Origin of the sequence: Kitasatospora sp. NPDC001527 (assembly GCF_040298605.1) — a bacterium.
GTDB lineage: Bacteria > Actinomycetota > Actinomycetes > Streptomycetales > Streptomycetaceae > Kitasatospora.
Map to the genome: position 1 here is coordinate 20,636 of NZ_JBEPAM010000017.1, position 21,817 is coordinate 42,452.

Sequence of the window (21,817 nt, forward strand, 5' to 3'; positions counted from 1 at the left end):
TGGTCTCAGCCGAGCGGTGCGGCCACCGCGAGGTAGCGCCGCATCCGCTCGACGGCGAGGTGCGGGTCGGGCAGCACGCCCGCGGCGTCGGCGAGGCGGAACAGCTCGACCAGGTGCGGCACGGAACGCCCGCTCTGCGCGCCGCCGACCATGGTGAAGTGGTCCTGGTGCCCGGCGAGCCAGGCCAGGAAGACCACCCCGGTCTTGTAGTGGAAGGTCGGCGCGGCGAACAGGTGCCGGGCCAGCGGCAGGGTCGGCGCGAGCAGCGCGTCGTACCGGTCGAGGTCGCCCGCGTCCAGGGCCCGCAGCGCGGCGGCGGCGACCGGGGCGATCGGGTCGAAGACGCCCAGCAGTGCGTCGCTGTGCCCGAGCGCGTCGCCGCGGATCAGCGCCGGGTAGTTGAAGTCGTCGCCGGTGTAGAGCCGCACGCCCGGGGGCAGGGCGCGGCGCAGCCCGACCTCGTGGTCCGCGTCGAGCAGCGACACCTTGATGCCGTCGATCCGCTCGGCGTGCGCCTCGATGAGCGCCAGGACGGTGGCGGTGGCGGCGGTGACGTCCCCGGAGCCCCAGTAGCCGGCCAGGGCCGGGTCGAACATCTCGCCCAGCCAGTGCAGGATCACCGGCCGGCTGCTCTGGCCGATCAGGCGGCCGTAGACCGCCAGGTAGTCCTCGGCGCCGCGGGCGGCGTGGGCGAGCGCCCGGCTGGCCATCAGGATCGGCCGGGCGCCGGCGGCCTCGACGACCTCCAGCTGCTCCTCGTAGGCCGCGGCGATGGCGCCGACGGTGTGCGTTCCGGGGGCGAGCTGGTCGGTGCCGACGCCGCAGGCGAGCAGTCCGCCGTGGCTGCGGGCCTCGGCGCCGGAGCGGGTGATCAGCTCGCGGGTGGCGGGCCAGTCGAGGCCCATGCCGCGCTGGGCGGTGTCCATCGCGTCGGCGACGCCGAGGCCCAGGGACCACAGGTGGCGGCGGAAGGCGAGCGTGGTGTCCCAGTCGACGGCGGCGGGGGCGCCGGGAGCGTTGCCGCCGAGCGGGTCGGCGACCACGTGGGCGGCGGCGTAGGCGAGCCGGGAGGCCGGGGGCTCGGGGGTGGCGGGCAGCTCGGCGGGGGCGCGCATCCGGTGGCGGCCGAGGCCGGGCAGGTCGATGTCGGTCATGGTGTCAGCAACGCAATCGCTACGGGGCGGTCGGGGAGCGGGGCACTCGGCGCGCAGGGCGTTCGGAACCCTCGGGGCGTTCGGAGCGTCGGGGCGTTCAGAGCGCGAGGTCGGGCACGTCGAGGCGGCGGCCCTCGCGGGCGGAGCGCAGGCCGAGCTCGGCGAGCTGGACGCCCTTGGCGCCCTCCAGGAGGTCCCAGCGGTAGTCCGAGCCGGTCACCACGTGGCGCAGGAACAGCTCCCACTGCACCTTGAAGCCGTTGTCGAACTCGCCGTTGTCCGGGACGTGCTGCCACTGGTCGCGGAAGGACTCGGTGACCGGCAGGTCGGGGTTCCAGACCGGCTTGGGGGTGGCGGCGCGGTGCTGGAAGCGGCAGTTGCGCAGGCCGGCCACCGCGCTGCCCTCGGTGCCGTCGACCTGGAACTCCACCAGCTCGTCGCGGTCGACCCGCACCGCCCACGAGGAGTTGATCTGGGCGGTGATGCCGCCCTCCAGCTCGAACACGCCGTACGCGGCGTCGTCGGCGGTCGCCGGGTAGCGGCGGCCCTGCTCGTCGACGCGCTGCGGGATGTGGGTGGCGGTGTGCGCGTAGACGGACCGGACGGGGGCGATGAGGTTGTCCAGCACGTAGCGCCAGTGCGGGAACATGTCGAGGACCATGCCGCCGCCGTCCTCGGCGCGGTAGTTCCAGGACGGGCGCTGGGCGTCCTGCCAGTCGCCCTCGAAGACCCAGTAGCCGAACTCGCCGCGCACGGACAGGATCCGGCCGAAGAAGCCGCCGTCCACCAGCCGCTTGAGCTTGAGCAGGCCGGGCAGGAAGAGCTTGTCCTGCACGGCGCCGTTGCACACCCCGGCCTCGCGGGCGAGCCGGGCCAGCTCCAGCGCGGCGTCCACCGACTCGGCGGTGGGCTTCTCGGTGTAGACGTGCTTGCCGGCCGCGATGGCCCGGCGGATGGCCTGCTCGCGGACCTGGGTCAGCTGGGCGTCGAAGTAGATCTCGGCCAGCGGGTGGGCCAGGGCCTCGTCCAGGGAGGTGGTCCAGTGCTCCAGGCCGTGGCGCTCGGCGAGCTCCTTCAGCTTGGCGGCGCTGCGGCCGACCAGGATCGGCTCGGGCCACAGCACCTCGCCGTCGCCGAGCGGCAGGCCGCCCTGGTCGCGGATGGCGAGGATGGAGCGGACCAGGTGCTGGCGGTAGCCCATCCGGCCGGTGACACCGTTCATGACGATGCCGATCACCCTGCGGGACATGGGGGTTCTCCAATTCGTGGGGAGCTGGGTCGTTCTCGTGCGGGGGACGGCGCGCGGTTCACGCGGTGCGGTGGACGTCCTCGGCGCGCACGGGGTGGGCGAAGGGCTGCCCGGCGGCGTAGCGGGCCAGTTCGTCGGCGGCCGCGGCGGCCATGCGGTGCAGCTCCCGGCCGAGCGAGCCGGCGATGTGCGGGGTGAGCACCACGTTGGGCAGGTCGTAGAGCGGGGAGTCGGCGGGCAGCACCTCGGGGACGGTGACGTCGAGGACGGCGTCGAGGCGCCCGGAGAGCAGTTCGCCGACGAGCGCCCGCTGGTCGACCAGGGAGCCGCGGGAGGTGTTGATCAGGGTGGCGCCGTCGCGCATCGACGCCAGGTGGCGGGCGTCGATCAGGTGGTGGGTGGCCGGGAGCTCGGGGGCGTGGATGCTGACCACGTCGCTCGCCGCGCAGAGTTCGTCCAGGCCGACGGCGCGCGCGCCGAGCGCGGCGGCCCCGGCCGCGTCCACGTACGGGTCGTGCAGCAGCAGGTCGAGGTCGTGCGGGCGCAGGAGTTCCAGGACGCGCCGGCCGATCCGGGAGGCGCCGACGATGCCGACGGTGCGCCGGTAGTTGCCGGCGTCGGGGTAGCCGCGCTGCCAGTCGTGCGGGACGCCGCGCCGGGCGCGGTAGTCCTCGCGGAGCCGCAGCACCTGCTTGTTGGCCAGCAGGACGGCGGCGACGGTGTACTCGGCGACGGGCAGGGCGTTGGCCCAGGCGGCGGAGGTGACCAGCAGGCCGCGCCGCCAGCAGGCGTCGGTGACGTGGTGCTTGATCGAGCCCGCCGCGTGGATCACCGCGCGCAGCCGCGGGGCGGCGGCCAGCACGCTCTCGTCGATCGCGGGGCAGCCCCAGCTGGACACGATGACCTCGGTCTCGGCGAGGACGGCGCGGGCCTCCTCGGTGCCGAAGTCGTCGAGCACCAGCGCGGGGTCGAGGTCGGCGACCTCCGTCAGGCGGGCCGTCGAGCGCTCGTCGAAGAGGCGGGCGGTGAGCTCGCGGTGCATCGCGAGCACGGCGCGGGGGCGGTGGGCGGGGTGGGCCGGGCCCGCCGCTCGGGGGTCGGTCATGGGGATCTCCGGGGCGGGGGCGGTGGATGGGGTGCTCACTTGACGCTCCCCGCGGTGAGACCGGCCTTCCAGTGCCGCTGGAGCAGGACGAAGGCGAGGATGAGCGGGACGACGGCCAGCAGCGCGCCGGTGACGACCAGCGGGTAGTACTCGGGGAAGGCCTTGGTCTGGGCGTTCCAGCTGAACAGGCCGAGGCTGACCGGGAAGAGCCGGTTGTCGGAGAGCATCACCAGGGGCAGGAAGAAGTTGTTCCAGATGGCGGTGAACTGGAACAGCAGGACGGTGACGAAGCCGGGCATGACCATGCGCAGGCCGATCGACCAGAAGGTGCGCAGCTCGCCCGCGCCGTCCATCCGCGCGGCCTCCAGCACCTCGCCGGGCACGTAGCCGGCGCAGAAGACCCGGGCGAGGTAGACGCCGAAGGGGTTCACCAGGGAGGGCAGGAAGACCGCCCAGAAGGTGTTGACGATGCCGAGTTCGGAGGCGAGCAGGTACAGCGGCAGGGCGAGCGCGGTGGTGGGCACCAGCACGCCGAGCAGGACCAGGCCGAACAGCTTCTCCTTGCCGGGGAAGGTGTAGACGTGGAACGCGTAGCCGGCGCCGACGCACACCAGCGCGCAGAGGAAGGAGCCGATCCCGGCGTAGAGCAGGGAGTTGAGGTACCAGCGGAAGTAGATGCCGTCGCCGGTGGTGGCGAGGTCGCTCAGGTTCTGCCCGAGGTTGAAGTTGGCGGGGGTCAGGGTTCGGCCGCCGAGCAGGTCGGCGGTGTTCTTGGCGGCGGCGGTGAGCAGCCAGCCGAGCGGCAGCAGGGTGTAGGCGGTGGCCAGGACGAGGGCGCCGTTGACGGCGCCCTTCGACAGGGTCCAGGGACGTCGGGTGTTCACGGGCGGGCCTCCCGTCCGCGCCCGGAGCGGGAGCGGGTCAGCCGGGTGACGGCGAAGGAGAGCGCGGCGGCGGCGAGGGCGAGCAGCACCGAGGAGGCGGCCGCCAGGCCGTAGTCGCCGCGCTCGAAGGCGGCGGTGTAGGCGTACATGTTGGGGGTCCAGGTGGAGACCACGCCCGGTGCGGTGCCGTGCAGGATCATCGGCTCGGTGAAGAGCTGGAGCGAGCCGATGACGGTGAACAGCCCGACCATGGCGAGCGAGGGCCGGATCAGCGGGATCTTGATGCTCAGCGCCGTCCGCAGGGGCCCGGCGCCGTCGACGACGGCGGCCTCCAGCACCTCGCGCGGGATGGCCTGGAGCGCGGCGTAGAAGATGACCATGTTGTAGCCGCTCCACTGCCACAGCGCCATGTTGACCACGGCCGGCAGCGGGTTGCCGAGTGGGTCGGGCTGCGCGCCGAGGGCCTCGAAGGCGTCGAGCACCGGGCTGATGCCGGGGGTGTACAGGTACATCCAGATCAGCGCGGCGATGATGCCGGGCACCGCGTGCGGGATGAACAGGGCGAGCTGGAAGAACCGCTTGGCCCGGGCCAGCGCCGAGTCCAGGAGCAGCGCGAGGACGAGCGCGAGGACCGTCATCAGCGGGATGTAGAGCAGGCAGTACCGGGCGATGGTGAGGAAGCCGTCGCGGAAGGCCTCGTCCCGCAGGGCCCGGGTGTAGTTGCCGAGGCCGGTGAAGACCGTCTCGGTGCCGCCGAAGCCGAGGCCGGAGCGGTGCTCGGTGAACAGGCTCAGCCTGATCGCGTAGCCGATCGGGACGAGGGTGCAGGCGGTGAACAGGAGGAAGAACGGGGCGAGGAGCGCGGCCGGTGCCCCGTACCGCCCGCGCCGCCGCACGGCGGCGGCGCGGGGGGCCTTGGTGCGGGTCGTCACTGGGCGACCTTCAGCCCGCGGTTCTTGAACTCGGCGAGGGTGGCCTGCTGCCCGGCGGAGAGGGCGTCGTCGATGGTGCCGGTCTTGCCGGCGACCTTGCCGAAGGCGTCCTTCAGGGTGCTGTTGGTCAGGCCCATGACGGGGCCCCAGGTCCAGCCCTGCTTGATCGACTTGGCGGCGTCGGAGAACACCGCGTAGATGTCCTGGCCGCCGTAGAAGTCGGTGTTGAAGGCCTGGGCGGCGACCGGGACGAGCTCGGTGGCGGCCGGGTAGGAGGACGAGGTGCCGGAGGCGATGCGGGCCTTGATGCCCTCGGGCGTGGTGGTCGCCCAGGTGGCGAAGGTGACGGCGGCCGCGGCCTTCTTGCTGTCCTTGGAGACGGCGAAGGTGGTGCCGCCGAGCATGCCGCTGGCGGGGGTGCCGTCCCAGCTGGGCAGCGGGGCGACCGCCCAGGTGCCGTTGACCTCGGAGGTGGTGCCGAGGTTGGCCTTCAGGACGCCGCCGCCCCAGGAGGCGCCGAGGTAGCCGGCGGTCTCGCCCTTCTGCAGGGAGGCGGTCCACTGCTGGCTGAAGGACGGCTGGACGCGGACCAGGTCCTCGTCGATCAGCTGCTGCCAGTAGGCGGAGACCTTCCTGGTCTCGGCGCCGGTCAGGTCGGCCTTCCAGGACTCGTCGGCGGCGGTGAACCAGCGGGCGCCGTTCTGCCAGGCCATCGCCTCCAGGGTGGTGGGGTCGTCCGGGAAGAACGTGGCGATGCGGGCGTCGGGCTGGGCCTCCTTGAGCTTCTGGGCGGCGGTGCGGAACTCGTCCCAGGTCCTGGGGACGGTGATGCCGGCCTTCTCGAAGAGGTCCTTGCGGTAGTAGAAGGTCTGCGGGGCGGCGTCCAGCGGCAGCGCCCAGGTGCGGCCGCCGAGCGAGGTGAGCTCGGTGGCCTGCGGCAGGTACTTGGCCTTGAGGTCGGCCCCGACGAGCTTGGAGATGTCCTGGACGGCGCCCTGGCTGACGAAGTCGGGCAGCTGCGGGTACTCGACGTTGAACACGTCGGGGGCGTTGCCGGCCTTGACGGCGTTGGAGAGCTTCGCGTAACCGCCGGCGTTGCCCGCGGGGATCTCCTCGAAGGTGACCTGGATGTCCGGGTGGCTCGCGTTGAAGGCGGCCACCACCTCCTTGGTGCCCTTGGCCCAGCCCCAGAAGGTGAGGGTGACGGGCTTGCCGTCGGCGGCGTCGGTCGCCTTGCCGCCGTCGCTGCCGCAGGCGGCGAGGAGGGTCACCGAGAGCGCGGCCGCGGTGACGGTGGCGGCGGCGCGGAGGGCTCTGCGGCGGGGGAACGCGAATGAGCGCATGGCACGGCTCCTAGGGGGATGGTCACGGCCCGGGGGGTCGGCCCGGTCGCGGACTCGTGAGGGTGGGGGCGACTGGCAGCCATCCTGAGCAGCTTGCCGATCGGAGTCAAGACCGATAGATCGAATGATCCGATCTGATCGGATGACCGAGCGGGCGACGGTAGCCGTTGGTGCGCCGTTCACCTGCGAAAATGACGCACCGTCGGGGGGTGGGGTGGCAAGGTCACAATCTGATCAACTGGTTCATTTGATCCGGAAGCCTTGACGAATGATCGACTGCTTTCTAGATTCCGGCCAGGAACCCACCCGTTCCCGGACACTCCAGACGAAGGACACCCGATGCCGCTGCCCCCGGAGGACCGACGCCTCAGCCCCCGTACCGGCTGGACCAGGGCCCACTGGGAAGCGGTGGCCGACGACCTGCTCGCCGCCGTCCGCCCCCACGCGAGCCCCGGCCACGCGCTGATCGACCTGCCCGGCACCCGGCCCAGCTGGTCGGGCCGCCGCTCGGACGCCCTGGAGGGCTACGCCCGCACCTTCCTGCCCGCCGCGCTGCGGATCGCCGGCGCCGGCGGCGCCGACCCGCACGGCCTGCTGGAGCGGTACGCCGCCGGACTCGACTCCGGCACCCGCCGCCCCACCGGCGAACGCGACCTCGCCGACGGCGACCGGGAGTCCTGGCCGCTGATCACCGACCGGGGCCAGGCCATGGTCGAGTCCGCCTCGATCGCCTTCGCGCTGCGGCTCACCCGGCCCTGGCTCTGGGACCGCCTGGACGGCCCGGTCCGCGACCGCGTCGGGCGCTGGCTGGCCGACGCGCTGCACCGCACCCCCAACGACAACAACTGGTGGCTCTTCCCGCTCGCCGTCGGCGGCTTCCTCGCCGAGGCCGGCATCGAGGAGCCGGCCGCCCGCGCCGCCGTGCGCCGCGGACTGGAGCGGATCGACCGCTTCTACCTCGGCGAGGGCTGGTACACCGACGGCCGGCCCCGGGCCTTCGACCACTACAACGGCTGGGCCCTGCACCTCTACCCCGTCCTGCACGCCCACCTCGCCGCGGACCGGGCCCTGCTCGACGCGTACGGCCCCCGGCTCGCCGCCCACCTCGCCGACCACGCCCACCTCTTCGGCGCCGACGGCGCCCCCGTCCACCAGGGCCGCTCGCTCACCTACCGGTTCGCCGCGACCGCCCCGCTGTGGGCCGGCGCCCTCACCGGCCACACCCCGCTCGCCCCCGGCACCACCCGCCGGCTCGCCTCCGGCGCGCTGCGCCACTTCGTCGACCACGGGGCCTTCGACGACCGGGGCCTGCTCACCCTCGGCTGGCACGGACCGGAGCCGCGGCTGGTCCAGCCCTACTCCGGCCCCGCCTCGCCGTACTGGGCGGGCAGCGGCTTCCTCGGCCTGCTGCTCCCCCCGGAGCACCCGGTCTGGACCCACCCCGAGCAGCCCGCCCCGGTGGAGCAGCGCGACACCGTACGGGTCATCGCGAAGCCCGGCTGGCTGGCCCAGTCCACCGCCGCCGACGGCCTGGTCCGGCTGCACAACCACGGCAGCGACGACCAGCCGGCCGACCGGGTCGGGCCGGACGACCCGCACTACGCGCGCCTCGCGCACTCCACGGCCACCGGCCCCACCCACCGCGGCCCGGCCGACAACCACCTCGCCCTGCTGACCGGCGGCGGGCCGACGGAGCGCGGCCGCATCCGGCCGCTCGCCTGCGGCCCCGACTGGGCGGCCTCCCTCGGCCGCCCGCGCGTCGGCGGGCGGGACCTGCCCGGTGTGACGGTCACCTCGCTCACCCTGGCGCACGGCGCCGACGAGGTGCGCGTCCACCTGGTCGCGGGCGCGGAGCCCGGAACCGCCGTCCGGCAGAGCGGCTGGGCCGTCGCCGGCCGCAGCGCCGGGCCCGCCCCCGGGAGCACGCCGCCCGGCGCGGCCGGCTCGGCCGACGACGGCCGCCTCACCAGCGCGCTCCACCCGCTGCACGGCTTCACCACGGCCGCCGTCCTCGCCGTGCCGGACGGCACCGCCTTCGGCCCCGAGGCGGCCCTGCCGGTCCTCGGCGGCGTCCTCGCCGACGGCTCCGGCCTGCTCGTCTGCGCGGTGCGGCTCACCGCCGCCGCCGGGCTGCCGCCGCTGGACGCGACGCGGGTGCGGGTGGGCGCCGCGGAACCGGGCGCGGACACCCGCCGCCTGGACCTGACCTGGCCGGACGGCACCACCCACCGGATCCGCATCGGGGCCGGCACGGTCTCCGTCGACAGCTGAGGACCCGCCATGCCCCTCGCCCTCGCCACCCTCGGCCTGCCCGGCACCCCGCTCGACCGGGTGGTCGGCCTGGCCGCCGACCACGGCTGGCACGGCCTCGAACTGCGCTGCGCCCCCGACCAGCCGGTGCACCCGGAGCTGACCGCGCCCCGGCGCCGGGCGGCGGTGCGGCTGTTCACCCGCGCCGGGATCGTGCCGCTGACCCTCGCCTCCTACCTCGGCGTCGCGGCGCCGGGGCCGGACGGGCCGGTGGTCGCGGACCTGCGGGCCCACCTGCGGCTCGCCGCCGACCTCGGCTGCCGCCATCTGCGGGTCTTCCCGCGGGGCGGCCCCGGGGCGGGCGCGGCGGCCGACGAGGGCGCGGCGCGCCGGCTCCTCGCCGTGGCCGAGGAGGCCCGGTCGGCGGGGGTGCGGATCCTGGTCGAGACCCATGACTCGCACCGGTCGTCGGCGGCCCTCGCGGCGCTGCTCGACCGGGCCGGCCACCCCGCCGTCGGGGCGCTGTGGGACCTCCTGCACACCTGGCTGGCCGGTGAGGAGCCGCGGCGGACCCACCAGCTCCTCGGCCGCCACCTGGGCTACGTCCAGGTGAAGGACGTGGCGTCGGCCGACGACCTCACGCCGCTCGCCCCGGGCGCCGGCGTCCTCCCGATCGCCGACTGCCTGCACTTGCTGCCGCCGGACGGCTGGATCGCCTGGGAGTACGAGGCGCCCTGGCACCCCGGGGCCGCCCCGCTGGCCCCGCAGCTCGCCGCCGGGGCCCGCCACCTGGCGGCCCTGGCCCGGCAATAGCGGCCCCGGCAGGCAAGAGGGAGGCACCGGCGGGCGGCGTGCGAGGGCGGGTGCACGCCGGTGGCGTGCCGCACGCGCGGGATGTACGGCACCGGTGACGGCCTCGGATACTGCCGGTCATGAACAACGGACCAGCAGGTACCCGGCTCCTCGCCGCTCTCGCCGCCTGCGCGGCCGGCGCCTCCCTGCTGGTGGGCGTCCAGGGCGGCCCCGCGTCCGCGGAGGTCGTCTGCGGCACCCACTCGGTCGACGGCGCGATCTGGACCGAGTACACCCAGGCACCCGGTGTGCGGGAGGCCCTCGGCTGCCCCACCGGCGACGAGCTCGGCCTTCCCGACGGGGTCGGCCGCCGTCAGGCCTTCGAGCACGGCTCGATCTACTGGAGCCCGGACACCGGGGCGCACGCCGTGTGGGGTCTGGTCCTCCAGGAGTGGGGCCGGCACGGCTGGGAGGGCGGCTACATGGGCTACCCGCTCACCGACGAACTGCGGAACCCCGACGGGATCGGCGTCCGCCAGCGGTTCCAGAACGCCACGGTCTACTGGTCGCCCGGTACCGGAGCGCACGCGGTGCACGGCAACATCGGGTGGTGGTGGGGGCAGTACGGGTACGAGCGGGGCTCGTACGGCTACCCCACGAGCGACGAGTACGACACCGGCGGCGTCGGCGGCAACGTCGACGACAACAGGGGCGTCCGCCAGGACTTCCAGTACGGCAGGTACCTGCTGTGGAGCGGTGGTCAGGCCGACGCCTTCGAGGCCTGCCACACCGCGTGCATCGGCTACGGCGGCATCACCGACACGAAGTGGGTCAAGAAGACCGAGGTCTACGTCAACTGGACCGACAGCCGTCTGACGTCCGTCCACGTGACCCCGACGGACGCCGCGTTCAAGACCGTCACGGGGAACGACGACGCCGCCAGCGACGTGAACGAGGACTGGCGGCAGGTGTGGTCCAACACGGCGATGTTCCCCGGCGCCACGCCGACCGCGAAGAACTCGACCCTCCAGCAGCTGCTGTGCCACGCGCAGTTCTCCTACCCCAACGGCAGCGGTGGGCACTTCGGCGGTCCGACGTGGGATCTGGAGACCTGGCACCCCGAACTCACCGGGGACGCCGAGACGAAGCTCAAGAAGATGCTCCGCTCCGGGTGCAACTGGGAGACGGACTCGTAGCCTCCTCCGTGCCGGGACGCTCGGGCGGTCAGCCGCCGCAGGAGGTGCGCACCCGGAGGACGGGCAGCAGGGCGGTGCGGTGGACCGGCAGCTCCTCGCCTCCCGCGAGGCGCCGCAGCAGCAGGTCGAACGCCGCCTCGCCGACGGCGTGCCGGGGCGGCGCCACGGCGGTCAGCGGGGGAGCGGCGAGCGCCGCGAACACGTCGTCGTAGGCGATCAGCGCCACGTCGTCGGGCACCCGCAGCCCCCGGGCGCGCAGCAGCGGCGGCAGCCGGATCGCGTCCTGGTCGTTGTGGACGAGCACCGCGCGGGTGCCCGCGGCGACCGCGCCGGCGATCCGGTCGGCCAGCAGGACGGCGTCGGTCTGCGTTCCCTCGGAGGTGAGCGTGTCCAGCACCGGGAGCTGCGGCAGGTCCAGCAGCCGGGTCCCCTCGCGGTAGCCGGCCCGGACCTCCTCCGCCGTCCAGGAGTCGCTGCGGGCGGCCAGCAGCACGCTGTCGTGGCCGAGGCCGGCGAAGTGCCGCAGCGCCCGCAGCACGCCGTGGCGGTGGTCGGAGCCGACGGCGTCGAGCCGGGAGCCGGCGCCGTCCGGCGTCGGGGAGCGGCGCTCGACCAGCACCGCGGGGACCGGCAGGTCGTCGAGCCAGTCGCAGTCGGGGGAGCGCCGCCCGGGGAGCAGGCCCGGGGCGAGCAGCAGGCCCTCGGCACCGGACTCCAGCAGCCGCTCGACCTGGACCCGGTCGTCACCCGCCTGGTAGGGCGCGATGCCCAGGACCAGCCGGGCGCCGGCGGCGGTGGCGGCGGCGCGGGCGCCGGAGATCACCTCGTCGAAGTAGGAGCCCACCGAGGGGACCAGCAGGCCGACCGTGCGGCCGGAGCCCGCGGCGGTGCCGGCGGCGGGCTCCGCGGTCCGGCCGGCGCCGGGCTCGTCGAGCGAGACGAACCCGTGCGAGCGGACGAGCCGTCCGGCGTCGGCCAGTGCGGCGACGTCGCGCCGGACGGTGACGGCGGGGATGCCCAGCCGGTCGGCGAGGTCCTTGAGCCGCACCTGGCCGCCGAGATCGCCGACGGCCGTGACGATGAGCCGACGACGCTCCTCCCTGGACATGGCCATCCTTTCCCTCCGTGGTTCCGTGGTCTCGCCGCCTGTTGAATAGATCAAATGGTATCGTTCGATCGAATCTCGATCAAGAGAAGCGGTCTGTATCGATTGATTGACCGCCCGATCATCCTGCTCATAGGGTGCGTACCGGCGATCGATCGTCGATCTCGCCCACTGCCCCCACCCCCACCCTCACCCCCGCCCGGAGTCCCTCGCTCCGGCCCACCTCCATGCCCGCACCGACGGAGGCACCCATGGCCGACCAGGCCGCCCACCCCGCCCTGACGCTCGACGGCGACACCTTCCTGCGCGGCGGACGCCCGCACCGGATCGTCTCGGCCGCCGTCCACTACTTCCGGATCCGCCCCGAACTCTGGTCCGACCGGCTCCTGCGGCTGCGCGCCATGGGCGTCAACACCGTCGAGACCTACGTGGCGTGGAACTTCCACCAGCCCGTGCCGGGCGCCGCCGACTTCACCGGCGACCGCGACCTCGCCGCCTTCGTCCGCACCGCCGGTGACCTCGGACTCGACGTCATCGTCCGGCCCGGCCCCTACATCTGCGCCGAGTGGGAGTTCGGGGGTCTGCCGGCCTGGCTGCTGGCGGAGCCCGGACTGCGGCTGCGCCGCGTCGACGGCCCCTACCTCGCGGCCGTCGACGCCTGGTTCGACGTCCTCGTCCCGGTGCTGCTGCCGCTGCTCGCCTCGCACGGCGGGCCCGTCGTCGCCGTCGCCGTGGAGAACGAGTACGGCAGCTACGGCAACGACACCGCCTACCTGGAGCACCTGCGCGAGGGCCTGGTCCGCCGCGGCGTCGACTGCCTGCTCTTCACCGCGGACGGCGCCGAGGACGGCTTCCAGCTGGGCGGCCGGCTGCCCGGACTGCTCACCACCGGCACCTTCGGGTCCCGTCCCGAGGAGTCGCTGGACTGCCTGCGCCGCCACCAGCCGGTCGGCCCCCTGGTCTGCATGGAGTACTGGACCGGCTGGTTCGACCACTGGGGCGTGCCGCACCACCTGCGCGACCCGCAGGAGTGCGCCGACGTCCTCGACCGGATGCTCGCCGCCGGCGCCTCGGTCAACATCTACATGGGCCACGGCGGCACCAACTTCGGCTGGTGGAACGGCGCCAACCACGACGGGACCAGCTACCAGCCCGACACGACGAGCTACGACTACGACGCCCCGGTCGGCGAGGCCGGCGAACTCACCACCAAGTTCCACCTGTTCCGCGAGGTCATCGAGCGCCACCAGGGACCCAATCCGCACCAGCCGCCGCCGCCGCCCGCCCGGCTCGCCCCGCAGAGCGTCCCGGTCGCCTCCGGCGCCGCCCTGCTCGCCTCCCTCGACGACCTCGCCACCGTCCACCGCGGCGCCGAGCCCGAGCCGATGGAGGTCTACGGCCAGAACTTCGGCCTGATCCACTACCGCACCCGCCTGCGCGGCCCGCTCGCCCACGGGGAACTGCGCGTCGACGGACTCGCCGACCGCGCCCAGGTCTTCCTGGACGGCGCCCCGATCGGCGTGCTCGAACGGGACCGCCCCGACGAGGCGCTCCCGGTCACCGTGCCGGCCGGCGGAGCGGTGCTCGACCTGCTGGTGGAGAACATGGGGCGGATCAACTACGGGCCGCTGCTGCACGACCGCAAGGGGATCACCGGGGGCGTGCGGATCGACCGCCAGTACCAGTTCGGCTGGGAGGTCCGCCCACTGCCGCTCGACGACCTGAGCACCCTGCGCTTCACCCCGGGACCGCACGCGGGCGAGGGCCCCGTCTTCCACCGGGCCTGGCTGGCCGTCGAGGAACCGGCCGACGGCTTCCTCGCCCTGCCGGGCTTCACCAAGGGCATGGTCTGGCTGAACGGCTTCGCCCTGGGCCGCTTCTGGGACCGCGGCCCGCAGCGCACCCTCTACGCCCCCGCGCCGCTGTGGCACCCGGGCGCCAACGAGGTGGTCGTCCTCGAACTCCACCGGCCGGGTACCCGGATCGAGCTGCGGGACGGCCCCGACCTCGGCCCGACGGCCCCGCAGTGGACGCCCGCGGACTGAGCCTGACCGCCCCGGCCCCGACGCGCCCGCCGAAACCGGCACCCGCGCCGGGGCCGGGGCGGCTGATCGCGACCCGATCGTGTCCCGATCACGGCCTGACCGAATGGTAGATTCCTGTCCGCGTTGCGCAGATCACTTCGCACCGACCGGAGCAAGGCGCAGGGAGTGACATGTCGATCTCGGCCGACGAACGCCGCAGCCGCATCCTCGAAACCGTGCAGGGCCTCGGCTCGGTCCGGGTCGCGGAGCTGGCGGAGCGCCTGGCGCTCCCGGCGGTCACCGTGCGCCGCGACGTCGCGGCACTCGCCGACGCCGGCCTGCTCCGCCGCTCCCACGGCTCGGTGTCCTGGGCGGCGGCCGCCCCGCAGAGCGGTCCGGCGCGCGGTGAGGCACCGTCACTCGGACTGCTCGTCCCCGCGGTCGGCCAGTACTTCGACGAGGTGATCGCCGGGGCCCGGGCCGCCGCCGCCCAGGCCGGCGCCCACCTGGTGCTCGGCATCTCCTCGTACGAGGCGAGCGCCGACCAGGTCCAGGTGGAACAGCTGCTCAAGTCGGGCGTCAAGGGGCTGCTGCTCGCGCCCAACTGGACCCCCGCCGACACCCCGGGCCGCGGGGACTGGGTCGAGGACCTCCCCGTCCCGGCCGTCCTGGTGGAGCGCCGCCCGGCGCCGGGCAGCCCGGCGGAGGAGCTGGACTCGGTCGCCTCCGACCACCGCCACGGCGTGCTGCTCGCCGTGCGCCACCTCGCCGGACTCGGCCACGGCTCCGTCGCGCTGGTCGCCCGCCGGGACACCTGGACGGCGCACGAGATCCGCCGGGGCTACGCCGAGAGCTGCGAGCTGCTGGGCCTTCCCGCCGAGCCCGTCATCGACATCGTGAACCCGGTGGCGGACGCCGAGGCGGTGGCGGACGCCCTGACCGAGGCCTGCGCGCGCGGTGTCCAGGCGGCGCTGGTCCACAACGACCAGGACGCGATCCAGCTGCTGCCGCTGCTGCGGGTCCGCGGCATCCAGGTGCCGGACCAGCTGGCGGTGGTCAGCTACGACGACGTGCTCGCGGCCCTCGGCGCTCCGCCGCTGACGGCGGTCGCCCCGCCGAAGCGGGCCGTCGGCTCCGAGGCGGTGGCGCTGCTGCTGCGCCGTCTCGGCGGTGACGACCCGTTCCCGGTCCACCACCTCCTGCTGCTGCCGAGGCTGACGGTCCGCGAGTCCTGCGGCGCCCGCACCGCCTGACACGGCTCCGCGGTTCGCCCCGGCCCTCGACCCCCGGTTCCCCGAACTTCTACAGTCCTGTAGATTCTCGCTGGTGGCGGCCGTCGGCGCGGGCCCGGCCCGGCCTGCCCGGGTGCGGTGTCCGGCCGTCCGGCGCGCCCGTCGGAGCCGACAGAGACGACAGGAGTAGCAGTGAGTTCGCGTGTGCTCGCGAAGATCGCCCCCGCCCTCGTACTGGTCGGGCTGGTGCTGGGCTCGCCCGGCGCCGCCCAGGCCGCACCCGCCGTCGCCCGGGCGGTGCCCGCCGTCACCCAGGTGGCCGCCACCCAGGCCGCCGGCCCCGGGACCGCCGCGCAACCCGGCGGCGAGCGGCCGGAGGCCGTCCGGACCGCGGGCGACCGCGCCGCGCTCGCGGCCGGTGACACCAAGGAGAAGAAGAAGGGCGGCTTCTTCAAGAAGCTCGGCATCGCCGCCCTGGTCGTCGTGCTGCTGATCGTGCTGTTCTTCGTCGCGCTCGTCGTGGCGATCGTGTTCGCGCTGCGCCGGATCTTCCGCCGCCGCCGGGAGGCGTGACCGGACCGGCCGGCCCGCCGGCGGCGAGCAGGTCGTCCGGGGGCGCGGACCCGACGCGGCGGCAACTGGTCATGGACCCCGGCGACCGCGTCAGGCGGGACGTGCGGCCGCCGGCCGCGGTCGGCCGCATCGGGGACGGCGCCGCCGGGGCTGCGTCCGGCGATGGCCGGCGTGGTGACGCCGTGTTCGCGCAGTCGGCGGCCGGGATCCGTGGCGGCCGGCGCGCCGAAGCGGGTCCGGCGTGCGGCGCGGTTGCCCGCCCGGCGCGTCGGGCGGCGCGTGGACGGCGGTGGCGGCGTCCACGTGGTGCGGGAGGCGGTGCGGAGTTGGCGGTCAGCCGCGGCCGGGAGCCGGGTCCGGCAGGTGCCGCGGCGTCAGGTCGCCGCGCGGCAGCAGCAGCGGACTGGCCAGGATGAGCAGCCCCGCCGCCGCGATGGCGGTGCGCGGGCCGGTGGCGTCGGCGAGCAGTCCGCCGAGCGCGGTGAGGAGGGCGATGGACGTCTGCTGGGCGACGGACCAGGCCGACAGGGTGCGGGCGACCAGCCACTGGGGCGTGTGTTCGAGCCGGTAGGTGGCGAGCACCGGGTTGTACAGACTCATGTGCACGACGATCGCCAGCTCGACGGCGATCACGGTGACCAGGCCGACGACGCCGGGGCGGACGAGGACCAGGCCGATCAGCCAGACCGCCCGCAGGGTGCCGACGGTGCGGAACACCCGCTGCCGGCCGTGGCGGGCCACCACGCGGGCGGCCAGCCGCGAGCCGAGGAGGCCGCCGAGGCAGGGGACGGCGAAGGCGAGGCCGTACTGCCAGGGCGCGAACCCGAGCCGGCCGAGCAGGAGCACGGCCAGCAGCGGCTCGGTGGCCATGATCAGGCCGGAGACCAGCATGTTGTTGAGGCAGAGCGCCCGCAGCCCGGGCTCGCCCATCAGGTGCCGCCAGCCGTCCAGCACGGCGCCCGGCCCCACCCGGCCCGCGCCGGCCGGTCGCGGCGCCTCCTCCCGGCCCCGGATCGCGGCGATGCCGAGCGCGGAGAGCAGGTAGCTGAACGCGTCGGCGAGCACGGTGGTGACCGGCCCGAACAGGCCGATCGCCGCCCCGCCCAGCGGCGGTCCGATCGCGATGGAGCTCCAGTTCGTGGACTCGAAGCGGGCGTTGGCCACCAGCAGGTCCTCCGGCCGGACGAGCGCCTTGAGGTGGGCGCCGCTCGCCGCGTTGAACGCGATCCTGGCGGCGGCGACCACGGCGGAGACCACCAGCAGCTGGACGAAGCCGAGCCGGCCGACGGCGTGGGCGACGGGCACCGAGGCCATGGCGGCGCAGCGCACCAGGTCCGTCGCGATCATGACCGGGCGTTTGCGCCGGAACTCCACCCACGGTGCGAGCGGCACCGCGATCAGCGCGCCGACCGCGGGCCCCACCGCCGACAGCGCGGCCACCTCGCCGGGACCGGCGTGCACCACCAGCACGGCGATCAGCGGCAGGGCCCCGAATCCCAGCCCGGATCCGTAGGCGCTCGCCGCGTAGGCCGCCCACAGCCAGCCGAACTGCCGGCCCAGCGCTCTCCTGCCCGTCATGCCGCGCACGCTCCCCTTCGCCGTCCCGACCGAACAAACCGGCGTTGACCGGGGAGAGCCAAGCGCTCCGGAGAAGCGCAGGTCAAACAACCTGCTCACCGGATCCGCACAACCTCCGGTTGTTCACTAAGGTGGGCCGGCATGGACCTCGAAGCTGTACGCACCTTCGCCGCCGTCGCGGAGGCGGGCCAGTTCCAGAAGGCCGCCGCCGACCTGTCGATCACCCAGCAGGCCGTCTCCAAGCGCATCGCCGCGCTGGAGCGCGACCTGGGCGTGCGGCTGTTCGACCGCACGCCCAGGGGCGCCGAGCCGACCATCGACGGGCGGGCGTTCCTGCCGCACGCGCGCGAGCTGCTGCGCGTCGCCGAGCGCGCGGTCGCCTCCGTGCACGCCGGCCGCCGTCCGCTGCGCGTCGACGTGATCAACCTCCGCGGCGCCGCGTCCGGCCTGCTGCGCGGCTTCCACCGCGCGCACCCCGGCACCGAGCTGGACGTGCTGACGCTGCTGGAGATCGAGGCCGCCGTCACCGCGATCCGCTCGGGCACGATCGACGCGTCCTTCCGGGCGGTCGCGATGCCGGGCCGGCCCCTTCCCGAGGACCTGGCGTCCGTCCGGGTGGTCGACGAGCCGCTCCAACTCCTCACCGGCCCCGGCCACGCGCTGGCGGACGCCCGGTCGGTGACCCTCGCCGAGCTGGCCGGGCACCGGATCTGGATGCCCGGCATGCTCCCCGGCAGCGAGTGGGCCGCCTACTACGACGACCTCGTGGCGGAGTTCGGCCTCACCATCGAGGCGACCGGCCCCAACTTCGGCTCCGAAGCGCTCCTGGACACCGTCGCCGACACCCCGGCGCTGGCCACCTTCATGGGCGCGCACACCCGCCTCGTCTGGCCCGCCGGCCACGGCCTGCGCCTCGTCCCGGTCGCCGACCCCGCGCCCGTCTACCCGCACGCCCTGCTCTGGCACCGCGACAACCTCCACCCGGCCCTGGCCGCCCTCCGCACCCACCTCGCCGCCACCGGAGCCGTCCACGACGCCCCCGGCACCTGGCGCCCGCGCTGGGTGGTCCCGGGCTGACCGCCGCGCCGCCGTGCTCCCGCGCTCGGCCGGGGACCGCGCGCCACCGGCGCGGTGTGCGGCCCCCGGGCTCAGGCGAGGGCGGCGACCAGCAGGGCGAAGGCGGCGATGATGACGGCGACGCGGGCGTAGTGGTAGCGGTCCCAGCGGTTCATCTGCTCCTTCCAGTCCTCGGGTCGGTTCTCGGGGGTCCACGTCTTGCCCTGGTCGTTGATCGGGACGAGCAGCAGCACCGACATGAGCACGCTGACGATCAGCAGCCCGCCGGCGGTGACGACGAGGCCGGCGCCGTGGTGGTGCCATCCGGCGACGGCCCATGCCGCGACGAGGACGAGCGAGGTGATGTACCAGACCGGCATCACGGCGCCGAGCATCCGGCCCCCGTGGGCGCGGCCGAGCTGGCCGCTGTCGCCGGGGAGTGCGTCGAGGATCCGGTTGACGACGAAGGCGACGGAGAACTCCACCCCCACCATCACGCCGACGGACACGGTGGTGAACACCTGGAGTGCGTTGAGCATGATGACCCCTCCTGGGATCTAGCGCTGCTAGCTGATGAGGCAACGCTAGACCTGCTGTCGCTCGATTGTCTAGCGGTGCTAGGATCGGGTCATGTCGGTACAGGAACGCAAGCAGCGCGAACGGGCGGAACGCGAACGCCTCATCGTGGCGACGGCCCGCGAACTCGCCGAGCAGCAGGGCTGGGACGCGGTCACCACCCGCCGGCTCGCCGAGCGCATCGAATACAGCCAGCCCGTCCTCTACAGCCACTTCCGCGGCAAACGCGAGATCATCGGCGCCGTCGCCCTGGAGGGCGCCGCCGAGATGGCCGTGGCGCTGCGGGCCGCGACCTCCGCCGCGGACGGCCCCCGCGGCCGGGTCACCGCCCTCGCCCACACCTACCTCGACTTCGCCGCCCGCAACCCGGCGGTCTACGACGCCCTGTTCCGGCTCGACGGTGGCCTGGCCTTCGCGGACGAGGACACCCCGGAGCCTCTGAAGGACGCCTTCGCCGCCCTGCTGGAGAGCCTCGCCGAGGTCGCCGGGGACGGTGTCCACCCGGGACTGTTCACCGAGGTGTTCTGGGCGGCCCTGCACGGACTGGCCACCCTGACCAGGGAGCGACGGCTCCCGCCGGAGGAGACCGGGCGCAGGGTGGAGCTGCTGGTGGACCGGCTCGCCGTGCTGTGACCCACCGCACCGGCGTCGGCAGCGGTGTCCAGTCGGCGAACTCACCGGCGGCGTATTCTCCGGGCGGTTTCCCCGCGCACCGTTGACCGCCGGCGCCGCGCGGCGCTTGGCTCTCCTCGGGCCCGCCGGCACGGGGAGCAGGGGGCGGGCCGGACTCGACCATCCGGGGAGGACGCATCACCATGCAAGCGAGCAACCGAACGGGCCGCATCCGCCGCACGGCACGAGCCGCCGCCCGCGTGCTCGCGGTGGCCGCGGCGGTCGCCGCCGGCGCCGCGCCGGCCCAGGCCGCCCCCGCCTGGGGCCGCACCGTCCAGGCCGACCTCGGCGCGGACGGGGCCCGGGCCGACCGGCAGTCGACGGGCCTGGGCATCAGCGGCAACGGCCGCTACGCGCTGTTCGGCTCGTCCGCGACGAACCTGCTCCCGGGCGCGGCGGCCCCCGCGTTCGGCCTGTACGTCCGCGACCTGCGGACCGGGCGGACCGAACTCGTCAGCCGGGCCGACGACGGCACCCCGTCGGCCGCCGTCGACGAGACGGCGGGGATCAGCGGCGACGGCCGCTACATCGCCTTCTCCGCCGAGGCGGACGGCGTCCACAACGTCTACGTCCGCGACCGCGTCCGGGGCCGCACCACGCGGGTCACCACCGGAACGGCGAGCGCCGAGGGGCGGGACAACGGCGCCTACCACCCGGCGATCAGCGCGGACGGCCGGCGCATCGTCTTCATGTCGGCCCGCGCCGACGTCGTCCCCGGCGCCCCCGCGGCTCCGGACACCCGCAACATCTACGTCACCGACCGCCTCACCGGCGCCACCCGCCTGGTCACCGTCGGAGCCGACGGGCAGCCGGCCGACGCCGACTCGGACCGTCCGACGATCAGCGCGGACGGCAGGACGGTCGGCTTCGGCTCCCGGGCGAGCAACCTGCTCCCGGCGGCGGCGGGCGGGACCACCGCCGGCCTGCTCCGGCCGCGCTACACCACCCTCTACGCCACCGACCTGCACCGCGGCACCACCGTCGTCGCCGCACTCGCACCCGACGGAACGCCCGGGCCGGCGGACCCGGTGCTGCGTTTCAGCCCCGACGGCCGCTACGCCGTCTACGCCCTCGCCGCGCCTCCGCTGCCGCACGGCAAGGCCCGTACCGAGCTCTTCGTCCGGGACCTGCGGACGGACCGGGTGCGGAGCATCAGGACGTCCGCCAACCCGGACGCGATCTGCTGGGCGGACGCGTCGGCGGCCGTCACCGCCGACGACCGGTGGATCTACTTCTCCGGCGGCTGCTCCGACACGGTCATCCCCGCGAGCCGGGCGCGCTACGACCTCCACCGCCAGGACCTGGCCACCGGGCGCACCGAACTGCTCACCACGGCCGCGGACGGCTCGCCGCAGGACGGCGCCGCCGTCAGCCCGTTCGTGACCGCCGACGGCCGCACGGTGCTGTTCAGCGACAGCAGCACCAACCTCCTCCCCGGGGACCCCGGCCCCTACGACTGGCACGTCTACGTCCGCTCACTCACCCGCGGCTGACCCGCGGTGCCCGGGCCGGTCATGGCCCGGGCACCACCCGGCCACGCGTCCCCGGCGCCGGAAGACCGGGGGAAGCCCCTGGTCACCCTCCCGAAGCCACCCGGGGAAGCCGCCGCGCCACCGCGTCGGCGAGGCGTTCGAACTCGGCCCGCAGGAACGGCGACGCGAGGCGCGCCGGCCCGTGGAACCGCAGCCGCGCACGGTAGACGACCACCGCGCGGTTCCCGGAGGCCCGGACCGTGATGTCGTCGGTGGCCGTGACGGTCCGGTTGCGCCCGACGAACACCAGGCGGCCGGGCTCGTACCGCTCCAGGCGGTAGTGGAGCTCGGTCCGCCGCCCCCTGAACCTGGAGACGTTGCGCCAGGACGCCCCTTCCGCCAGGGCGGCGCCGTCCAGGCGCACGCAGCTCTCGGTGCCCGGATCCCACTGCGTCGCGTGGCCGAAGTCCGCCAGGTAGCGCAGGACCTCCCCGGCAGGCCGGTCCACGACCATGGTGCGCTCCACGCTGATCATCGGGCCTCGTGAAGTCGGCGGACGATGTCCATCAGTGCTCCCGGAATCTCGGCTGCCATGACCCGTCTCCGCCTCCCACCCTGGGACCG

19 protein-coding genes are annotated in these 21,817 nt (G+C 74.6%); 9 read left to right on the forward strand and 10 right to left on the reverse strand.

Annotated features, from left to right (window positions below; genetic code table 11):
* Positions 1 to 5 precede the first annotated feature (5 nt).
* From ABT238_RS18115 to ABT238_RS18140, 6 genes are all read right to left on the reverse strand, one after another.
* Positions 6 to 1,154: a dihydrodipicolinate synthase family protein gene (locus tag ABT238_RS18115; protein WP_502891442.1), complete on the reverse strand. Its 1,149-nt coding sequence runs from the start codon at positions 1,152 to 1,154 to the stop codon at positions 6 to 8.
* Positions 1,155 to 1,251: 97 nt separating this feature from the next.
* Positions 1,252 to 2,403, reverse strand: coding sequence for a Gfo/Idh/MocA family protein (locus ABT238_RS18120; protein ID WP_350764375.1), 1,152 nt, complete (start codon positions 2,401 to 2,403; stop codon positions 1,252 to 1,254).
* 58 nt (positions 2,404 to 2,461) lie between these two features.
* Positions 2,462 to 3,508, reverse strand: coding sequence for a hydroxyacid dehydrogenase (locus ABT238_RS18125; RefSeq protein ID WP_502891443.1), 1,047 nt, complete (start codon positions 3,506 to 3,508; stop codon positions 2,462 to 2,464).
* A gap of 35 nt (positions 3,509 to 3,543) precedes the next feature.
* The gene (locus tag ABT238_RS18130) at positions 3,544 to 4,392 is read right to left on the reverse strand and encodes a carbohydrate ABC transporter permease (RefSeq protein ID WP_350565227.1); all 849 of its coding nucleotides are present in this window, start codon (positions 4,390 to 4,392) and stop codon (positions 3,544 to 3,546) included.
* On the reverse strand, positions 4,389 to 5,324 hold the full coding sequence (locus tag ABT238_RS18135; protein ID WP_502891444.1) for a carbohydrate ABC transporter permease: 936 nt from the start codon (positions 5,322 to 5,324) through the stop codon (positions 4,389 to 4,391). Before ABT238_RS18135 ends, ABT238_RS18130 begins: the two co-directional genes overlap by 4 nt.
* Positions 5,321 to 6,667: an ABC transporter substrate-binding protein gene (locus ABT238_RS18140; protein ID WP_350565225.1), complete on the reverse strand. Its 1,347-nt coding sequence runs from the start codon at positions 6,665 to 6,667 to the stop codon at positions 5,321 to 5,323. The genes ABT238_RS18135 and ABT238_RS18140 overlap by 4 nt, the downstream gene beginning before the upstream one ends.
* A 339-nt stretch (positions 6,668 to 7,006) precedes the next feature.
* Between ABT238_RS18140 and ABT238_RS18145 the strand changes: the two genes are divergently transcribed.
* From ABT238_RS18145 to ABT238_RS18155, 3 genes are all read left to right on the forward strand, one after another.
* Complete coding sequence (locus ABT238_RS18145; RefSeq protein ID WP_350764395.1) at positions 7,007 to 8,938, forward strand: DUF2264 domain-containing protein; 1,932 nt, start codon at positions 7,007 to 7,009, stop codon at positions 8,936 to 8,938.
* A 9-nt stretch (positions 8,939 to 8,947) separates the two neighbouring features.
* Positions 8,948 to 9,730, forward strand: a complete 783-nt coding sequence (locus tag ABT238_RS18150; RefSeq protein WP_350764405.1) for a sugar phosphate isomerase/epimerase family protein — start codon at positions 8,948 to 8,950, stop codon at positions 9,728 to 9,730.
* A gap of 119 nt (positions 9,731 to 9,849) precedes the next feature.
* Positions 9,850 to 10,905 carry a DUF2599 domain-containing protein gene (locus ABT238_RS18155; protein WP_350764411.1) on the forward strand — a complete coding sequence of 352 codons (1,056 nt, stop codon included), beginning with the start codon at positions 9,850 to 9,852 and terminating at the stop codon, positions 10,903 to 10,905.
* A gap of 28 nt (positions 10,906 to 10,933) precedes the next feature.
* On the opposite strand, the gene ABT238_RS18160 is transcribed toward ABT238_RS18155, so the two are convergent.
* Complete coding sequence (locus ABT238_RS18160; protein WP_350565218.1) at positions 10,934 to 12,019, reverse strand: substrate-binding domain-containing protein; 1,086 nt, start codon at positions 12,017 to 12,019, stop codon at positions 10,934 to 10,936.
* Between the two features lie 242 nt (positions 12,020 to 12,261).
* On the opposite strand from ABT238_RS18160, the gene ABT238_RS18165 reads away from it, so the two are divergent.
* From ABT238_RS18165 to ABT238_RS18175, 3 genes are all read left to right on the forward strand, one after another.
* Positions 12,262 to 14,055, forward strand: a complete 1,794-nt coding sequence (locus ABT238_RS18165; RefSeq protein WP_350764426.1) for a glycoside hydrolase family 35 protein — start codon at positions 12,262 to 12,264, stop codon at positions 14,053 to 14,055.
* Positions 14,056 to 14,225: 170 nt separating this feature from the next.
* A complete protein-coding gene (locus ABT238_RS18170) occupies positions 14,226 to 15,287 on the forward strand; it encodes a substrate-binding domain-containing protein (protein WP_350565214.1) in 1,062 nt (353 codons plus the stop codon).
* Positions 15,288 to 15,458: 171 nt separating this feature from the next.
* Entirely contained in the window at positions 15,459 to 15,839 is a 381-nt protein-coding gene (locus tag ABT238_RS18175; protein ID WP_350764440.1) for a hypothetical protein, read from the forward strand.
* 333 nt (positions 15,840 to 16,172) lie between these two features.
* Here the strand turns inward: ABT238_RS18175 and ABT238_RS18180 are convergent, their stop codons facing one another.
* The gene (locus ABT238_RS18180; protein ID WP_350764454.1) at positions 16,173 to 17,417 is read right to left on the reverse strand and encodes an MFS transporter; all 1,245 of its coding nucleotides are present in this window, start codon (positions 17,415 to 17,417) and stop codon (positions 16,173 to 16,175) included.
* Positions 17,418 to 17,558: 141 nt separating this feature from the next.
* On the opposite strand from ABT238_RS18180, the gene ABT238_RS18185 reads away from it, so the two are divergent.
* The gene (locus ABT238_RS18185) at positions 17,559 to 18,494 is read left to right on the forward strand and encodes a LysR family transcriptional regulator (RefSeq protein WP_350764461.1); all 936 of its coding nucleotides are present in this window, start codon (positions 17,559 to 17,561) and stop codon (positions 18,492 to 18,494) included.
* A gap of 71 nt (positions 18,495 to 18,565) precedes the next feature.
* On the opposite strand, the gene ABT238_RS18190 is transcribed toward ABT238_RS18185, so the two are convergent.
* Positions 18,566 to 19,012: an anthrone oxygenase family protein gene (locus ABT238_RS18190; protein WP_350565206.1), complete on the reverse strand. Its 447-nt coding sequence runs from the start codon at positions 19,010 to 19,012 to the stop codon at positions 18,566 to 18,568.
* Between the two features lie 91 nt (positions 19,013 to 19,103).
* Here ABT238_RS18190 and ABT238_RS18195 point away from each other — a divergent pair, with 91 nt between their 5' ends.
* Together ABT238_RS18195 and ABT238_RS18200 are read left to right on the forward strand one after the other, a co-directional pair.
* Complete coding sequence (locus ABT238_RS18195; RefSeq protein WP_350565204.1) at positions 19,104 to 19,682, forward strand: TetR/AcrR family transcriptional regulator; 579 nt, start codon at positions 19,104 to 19,106, stop codon at positions 19,680 to 19,682.
* A 182-nt stretch (positions 19,683 to 19,864) separates the two neighbouring features.
* The gene (locus ABT238_RS18200; protein WP_350764478.1) at positions 19,865 to 21,214 is read left to right on the forward strand and encodes a TolB family protein; all 1,350 of its coding nucleotides are present in this window, start codon (positions 19,865 to 19,867) and stop codon (positions 21,212 to 21,214) included.
* Between the two features lie 82 nt (positions 21,215 to 21,296).
* Here the strand turns inward: ABT238_RS18200 and ABT238_RS18205 are convergent, their stop codons facing one another.
* Complete coding sequence (locus ABT238_RS18205) at positions 21,297 to 21,728, reverse strand: SRPBCC family protein (RefSeq protein WP_350565200.1); 432 nt, start codon at positions 21,726 to 21,728, stop codon at positions 21,297 to 21,299.
* Positions 21,729 to 21,817: the final 89 nt, after the last annotated feature.

Coding starts and splice junctions, on each gene's coding strand:
- ABT238_RS18115 (WP_502891442.1), bottom strand. CDS start 1,154: ATGACCGACATCGACCTGCCCGGCCTCGGCCGCCACCGGATGCGCGCC.
- ABT238_RS18120 (WP_350764375.1), bottom strand. CDS start 2,403: ATGTCCCGCAGGGTGATCGGCATCGTCATGAACGGTGTCACCGGCCGG.
- ABT238_RS18125 (WP_502891443.1), bottom strand. CDS start 3,508: ATGACCGACCCCCGAGCGGCGGGCCCGGCCCACCCCGCCCACCGCCCC.
- ABT238_RS18140 (WP_350565225.1), bottom strand. CDS start 6,667: ATGCGCTCATTCGCGTTCCCCCGCCGCAGAGCCCTCCGCGCCGCCGCC.
- ABT238_RS18145 (WP_350764395.1), top strand. CDS start 7,007: ATGCCGCTGCCCCCGGAGGACCGACGCCTCAGCCCCCGTACCGGCTGG.
- ABT238_RS18150 (WP_350764405.1), top strand. CDS start 8,948: ATGCCCCTCGCCCTCGCCACCCTCGGCCTGCCCGGCACCCCGCTCGAC.
- ABT238_RS18155 (WP_350764411.1), top strand. CDS start 9,850: ATGAACAACGGACCAGCAGGTACCCGGCTCCTCGCCGCTCTCGCCGCC.
- ABT238_RS18160 (WP_350565218.1), bottom strand. CDS start 12,019: ATGGCCATGTCCAGGGAGGAGCGTCGTCGGCTCATCGTCACGGCCGTC.
- ABT238_RS18165 (WP_350764426.1), top strand. CDS start 12,262: ATGGCCGACCAGGCCGCCCACCCCGCCCTGACGCTCGACGGCGACACC.
- ABT238_RS18170 (WP_350565214.1), top strand. CDS start 14,226: ATGTCGATCTCGGCCGACGAACGCCGCAGCCGCATCCTCGAAACCGTG.
- ABT238_RS18180 (WP_350764454.1), bottom strand. CDS start 17,417: ATGACGGGCAGGAGAGCGCTGGGCCGGCAGTTCGGCTGGCTGTGGGCG.
- ABT238_RS18185 (WP_350764461.1), top strand. CDS start 17,559: ATGGACCTCGAAGCTGTACGCACCTTCGCCGCCGTCGCGGAGGCGGGC.
- ABT238_RS18190 (WP_350565206.1), bottom strand. CDS start 19,012: ATGCTCAACGCACTCCAGGTGTTCACCACCGTGTCCGTCGGCGTGATG.
- ABT238_RS18195 (WP_350565204.1), top strand. CDS start 19,104: ATGTCGGTACAGGAACGCAAGCAGCGCGAACGGGCGGAACGCGAACGC.
- ABT238_RS18200 (WP_350764478.1), top strand. CDS start 19,865: ATGCAAGCGAGCAACCGAACGGGCCGCATCCGCCGCACGGCACGAGCC.
- ABT238_RS18205 (WP_350565200.1), bottom strand. CDS start 21,728: ATGATCAGCGTGGAGCGCACCATGGTCGTGGACCGGCCTGCCGGGGAG.